Here is a 6000-nt window from a genome sequence, read left to right on the forward strand (position 1 = left end):
CATCATACAAAAGTTTTGCTACATTCGTAAAGCCAAGATTGCTGTTTAATAGTGAAGTAAAATAAATAACATTACTCTTATTGATGATTACTGGCAGTATTATCATGACGATATTGTACAAAATTACTAGATTTTAATGGCAATGGCTGTTCGGTATCGAGCTGGTAGCACGTCATATAACCACTGTCTACCGCTGCCGAATAATCGGTACAAGCGACTTGTGGACTCAAGGGTTCAGGCGCGCCAGTCAGCCAATAATGACCGACAAATACCGGTTTATCGGTTTTTAGCGCAAAATCAATATTTTCAGCCAGCAGCTCATTTGGAATCTGAGCCAATGCAGAAGTAGGGGCGCGAGCAACTTCATGAAGTGTGCGTTTATTTAGCTCATCCAGCCACCAACGCACTCTGACTCGTGTGCGCTTCGTACCTTCTTTATCGACCATTACAATACCATCAGGTAGCGATGTTTCGACCCCTTTTAACACACGCTCTAGCGCATCGAATGGTGCGGTGCCTTCTTTAGAAGTCGCGACTAAACCATGCGGCGTTAGGCAGTTATTATCAGTCAACAGGGGTTTAAGTATCGCCATACTATCGACATCCCAGCAAGCGTGTACAAAGCAAGCGTAGTCTGTTTCGAGCCATAAAGGAATCTCATATAGGCGTTGTAGCCAATACTGATGTCGCTCTGAGCCAAATGGTACTTCGGCTAAAAACGCCTCATGCTGACGATTATGTATCTCATTATGGGAGCGTAAATACTGGCTAGTATTATCGGGATCAAGAGTAGAAAATGCCAACGCATTATATTCGTGATTGCCCATCACTGCATCGGCCACGTCAGCATCAAGCATGGAAAAGACAATCTCTAGCGTCTCCACCTGCTGCGATCCACGGTCAATCAAATCACCGATAAATAACGCTCGATGACCTGCTGGCGGCACAAAATGTTGACCATTATGTACGTAACCCAATTGTTTTAGCAGACCGACTAGCTTGTCTGCATAACCATGAATATCACCGATAATATCTATAATCATAATAAATCATCAAATTTTTAAAGTTAACATTGTACAGGATATCAAGCGCCATCAACCGATAGCCAACTATTCAGACAGCGATGAAAAATAGAAACGAGCCAGGTCTAAAAACCAGGCGACAGCAAGGCATTTAAGAAATGTGGCAATACTTGTGGCTGTAAAATAATCGTGGCTATTACCCCAAATGCGCCGCCCCATAGATGCGCCATATGATTGATATTTGAGCCACCACGTTTATCGGCATAGATGCTATAAGCAACATAAGCGACCGCGAATAGTATCGCAGGAATGGGGATTATCGCAAATAGATAGATTTTTTCCCATGGGGCCAGCAAAATAAAAGCAAACAACACCGCCGATACACCGCCTGACGCGCCAAGGCTTAAATAACTGGCGCTTTTTTTATTCTTAAGGTAGCTTGGAATCATCGCAATAATAATGGCCAATACGTAAAAAACCACGAAACCATAACCGAATAAGAATGGCTTATACAATCCTTCGATGGCACGACCAAAAAAGTATAAGGTAAACATATTAAACAGCAGATGCATGCCATCGGCATGGATAAAGCCATGCGTTACAAAGCGATCCCATTGCCCATTGTTTATCGCTGGTGGATAAAAAATAAGCCGATTAAAAAACGTCTTGTTTTGCCACGCTATTAGGCTGACAATAACCGTAATAATGATAATAAGTGTCGTATGATTGAACAAAGGAAAGTCCTTAGGCCGCGCCTGGTGTGTGCCAATATTATCAATGGCAATGTTATAAATGATGGCAATGTTCAGAGCCTAGTTCAATGCCTAAGTATTAGCATTAGGGCTTAGTCAAAACTAAATATGACCAATAATGAAACAATACTAACAGTAGTTATGAGGAGGCGAAAACTTATTGTGTGACAAAATAGTGCATTTCTATGCTTTTATAGTGAGTAATGTAGTCCTGCGTCAGGCAGAATGAGTAAAGCTTCATATACTGACGATCACGATGTCATGAATGCCAGCAGTTTTCTAGGGTAGGTAATGTATTACTACATAAAACAAAAACGAACCATTCATTCTTTTATAAAGTTAAAGTGCAGGTCGAAAAAGGCAGTCATCTATGAGTATTATTGAGCAGTTGGAACAAACCGTAACCCCCGCTCTATTAGGCGACCATGATAACCAAGGCAGCAGTGATAACCAAGGTAGCGTGGCCTATATTAGCTTACTTGAGCAGTTTTATGCCATTTTGGCAGCACGTCTGGCATTGCCACAGATTTACTCACAGTTAATTCGCGCTGAGCAAGTGATGGCAGCTGATATGGTCACAGAACGTCCATTGTTTGAACAACTATGGCACGACCCTAGGATGCAGCAGGTTATTGTTCAAGAGCTGTCCGCCACCCATCATATAGATGAGGTTAAGACCGCGCAGTTACTCATTAATGCCGCTCCATTGGCTTATCGTGAGCTCAAAATATTGGCCGATGGACAGTTTCTACCCGCATTTTTGCAAGCAGAACAATCTGCGCTGCGTAGCTATTTACCTATATGGTCGGCTCCCGTTATCACAGCGACTCAAAGCCTTGGTGAAGACACCAACTCAAATAATGTAGTGAATGCTGGTACTGCCACAAGGAATGATCGTGCGCTAGATAAAGCTCAAGATTCTGATGGAAGTACAAGCGCGATAGTGGCGGCGCCCACTACCTCATCGACGGTAGCTGATATAAACAACACTGATGAAAGTACAGGTATAGAGAGTACGGGTATAGAAAGTACTGATGCCATCCATGCCAATCCAGCTGCGCATCATTTGGCAGAAAACGACAACATGAAGCGAGTCGAAGTGCGCACTCGTAATCAACGTAACGACCTACTAATACGAGTGTTTTTGTTAATAGGAGCGGTGGCAGCGATTGGGTTGGCTGTTTGGGCTTTATTGATAAAGCCTAGTAATACTGTGCCAGTGGAACCTGTTGTGACAGCGCCTGTGGTCGTACCACCTGCGCCAGCAGAGCAGACTATGACCCCAGTCGAGCTCATCATTGGCATGGACGATAGCGGTAATCTCTATACCTGTAGTGCCACTGTGGGTGATGAAGCATTACAAAGCACCTTACAAAATGCATTAAATACTAGCTTTGGTGAGCAGGCGAGCATTTGCACATTGGCGGTACAAACAGACACTGCAACCAGTATTGCTAACATTTCTGTAGAGAAGTTACCCAACATCTTGACCATGCTTAGGTCAACGCCGTTTGCACGCTTACAGTTGCAAAACGACCGCCTTACGTTAGAGGCACCAGATAGTATGTTGTTGCAGCGATTGGTTACGGATATAGGTGCTTTGGCACCAGCAATGACAATCGATAGTACGGCACCACTACCATTGCCCGAAAACAATGATGTCAATGCGATGAATGAGGAAGATAATCAGTTTGAAAATGAGGGTGCGGGCACAAATAACCAGTATGGTAATGATGACAATGGGGCTGGAGAGTATCAGGCATCAGATGATGATACAGGTGATAACGTGATACCTGCTCCTGCTCCAAATAACAATGATGTTAATAATACTAACAATGCTGCTGATAGTATTCCTCGTAACGTACCGAGCAATACACAAAGAAATCCACCGAGCAATAACCGACCGACCAGACCACCAGGTCCTTTTTCGCCAGAGGAAGTCGATGAGATGGCCAGTACAGTCATCGTCGCTGAGCCTGCACAGGTAAGGCAATAAATGATTCGATCATAAAGAATATTTGGCGTATCGGTTTTAAAGTGAATCAACTATGTTGCTGTATTACAAGGCAAAGGACTTGATAAAGTCTCGGTCATAATCACGTATTGGCATGTTGATAATTTATATTTTATTGTATACATGGTTACGTGTGACAACTGAAACATTACCTAACGTAGCATTTGCACAACAACGTGTTGATTGTTAATACTCGCTTAATACTTTTATAATGATAAAAATTGAATATAGCTCGGACGATGGTTTTTTCAACCATGGTCGTGGCTTTCAGCTCATATACTTTAATACCACATACTTTCATACCACATAAAGGTTTCATTGAGTCATTTTTTAAGCATTCTAATTATACAAATAAGCCAAGTAAGCATTGATAGGAGAATTATATTATGGATATTATCAGTCATTTGACGCGCACAGTCAGCCCAGCAGTACTAGAAGATGACCGTAGCCCAGCTAAGAAAAATCTACTTGAACAGTTTTATGCTATTTTTGCCGCCCGTCTGGCAGACAATGATACTTACGACCGCTTTGCCAATGAGAATATCGCCCGTGACGACCAAGGGTTCTATGATCGCGTGTGGACAGATGGCTCGCACCGTGACCAAATCGCGCGTGAGTTGGCTGGCAAGCATAATGTTGATGTAACAGCCGCTCGTGGTTTGATTGCTATGGCAGCACCGCTGGCTTTTCACGAAATTAAAAGTTTGGCTGGTACCACACCTGTCCCACAATTTTTGAGTGATAATCTTGCCAATTATCAACATCATATTCCTGCATGGGCAAGTACCGTGTTGCCCGCAGGAATGTTGGCTGCTACGCCTGCTGCTGGAGCGCGTATTTCTGATACGGTAAGTACGGCACCATTGCAACATGAAGAAGAGCCGCAAGGCAGCTTTATGAAGGCGCTGTTACCCATCATTGGCTTGATTATTTTAGGGGCCTTGGCTTGGGCGTTACTGCGTGGTTGCCAAGAAACTCCTGAGCCTGTCGCCACACCAGCTGCTACGACGCAACAAGCGGCAGATGACGATGGACAAACAGCGGTTGCTGCTGATGTTGAGCCTGCGTCATTGCGTATTGCCACTGGTGAAAACAGTGAACTGTACGCTTGCCGCATGAATGTTGGTGATGAGACCTTACAGACCAATGTGATGGATGCGTTAACTGGCGTCTTTGGTGATGAAACCAGTAAATGCCGCGCCGATGTTGATGACCATTTTGCAATAGATATGCCAGCGGCTGCCCAGCTTGCCACTATACTGCCTATCGTCAAAAATGTACCAAACGCCAGCATGGTTATCAAAGGTGATAATATTATTGTTAACGCACCCGATGCTGCAACATTAGATAAGTTGGTCGATGACTTACAAGCCGCTGCTCCAGCGATGACGGTAAAAGCCGAAGGTCCGTTGGATGAGCAAAGCGAGATTGATAATAGCTTAACAGCATCGCAAGCAGCTATGGATGATCTTGGTGACAATCCAGATCCTCGTGATGTTGCGCGCGCTTTAAGTTTACAAGTCGTTAACTTTGAAGTAGACAAAGCAGTGATTCCAGATGCTAACAAGCCATTGTTAGACAATGCTGTGGCGCTTATGGAACAAGTGCCTAACATGAAATTGATGATTATTGGTCACACTGACAAAACGGCTGACGCGGATTATAATATGAAGCTATCGCAAGAGCGTGCCGAATCTATGAAGGAGTATTTGGTCGCCCAAGGCGCCGACCCAAGCAAACTTATGACTAAAGGCATGGGCGAGACAGATCCTATCGCTGATAACTCAACCGAACAGGGACGCTTTCGTAACCGCCGCATTGAGTTCATGGTAAATGATGAAACAGTCGATGCCAATGCTAGTGCTGATGCTGATGTTAATGACGGTATGGCTATTACTAACGATGCGCTTGATCCTGATTTAAACCCTTTAGACAGTAACAACGATGATTTATTGCCAGATGGTGATGACGCAACTCAAGGTAGCGCCATTGACCCAACAAATTAATCCAAGGGTTATGAGGTTAAAAAGCTTCTAATAACGTAGCAATAAAAAACCGCATCTTATAAAAGGTGCGGTTTTTTTATTTTGCTAAGGCTATTATTTATAAGTGACTATTTATAGCCAGTGAGAAGTAATATCGCTACATCACGTACTGCAGGTACCGTTTTTTCTTGCTTGCTATGCCTACGCAGACAGAGGCTGCAAAAAAA

General features: G+C 43.7%; 4 protein-coding genes. 2 read left to right on the plus strand and 2 right to left on the minus strand.

Annotation, left to right across the window (positions count from 1 at the left end):
* Positions 1–77: 77 nt before the first annotated feature.
* Together ACT3TU_RS03910 and ACT3TU_RS03915 are read right to left on the minus strand one after the other, a co-directional pair.
* Complete coding sequence (locus ACT3TU_RS03910) at positions 78–1043, minus strand: metallophosphoesterase (RefSeq protein WP_192522644.1); 966 nt, start codon at positions 1041–1043, stop codon at positions 78–80.
* A gap of 104 nt (positions 1044–1147) precedes the next feature.
* Positions 1148–1756, minus strand: coding sequence for a rhomboid family intramembrane serine protease (locus tag ACT3TU_RS03915; RefSeq protein ID WP_192522645.1), 609 nt, complete (start codon positions 1754–1756; stop codon positions 1148–1150).
* Positions 1757–2144: 388 nt separating this feature from the next.
* Between ACT3TU_RS03915 and ACT3TU_RS03920 the strand changes: the two genes are divergently transcribed.
* Together ACT3TU_RS03920 and ACT3TU_RS03925 are read left to right on the plus strand one after the other, a co-directional pair.
* Positions 2145–3770 carry a hypothetical protein gene (locus ACT3TU_RS03920; RefSeq protein ID WP_444784049.1) on the plus strand — a complete coding sequence of 542 codons (1626 nt, stop codon included), beginning with the start codon at positions 2145–2147 and terminating at the stop codon, positions 3768–3770.
* Between the two features lie 404 nt (positions 3771–4174).
* On the plus strand, positions 4175–5794 hold the full coding sequence (locus ACT3TU_RS03925) for an OmpA family protein (protein ID WP_444784050.1): 1620 nt from the start codon (positions 4175–4177) through the stop codon (positions 5792–5794).
* Positions 5795–6000: the final 206 nt, after the last annotated feature.

Origin of the sequence: Psychrobacter sp. AOP3-A1-26, from assembly GCF_052378235.1 — a bacterium.
Taxonomy (GTDB): domain Bacteria; phylum Pseudomonadota; class Gammaproteobacteria; order Pseudomonadales; family Moraxellaceae; genus Psychrobacter.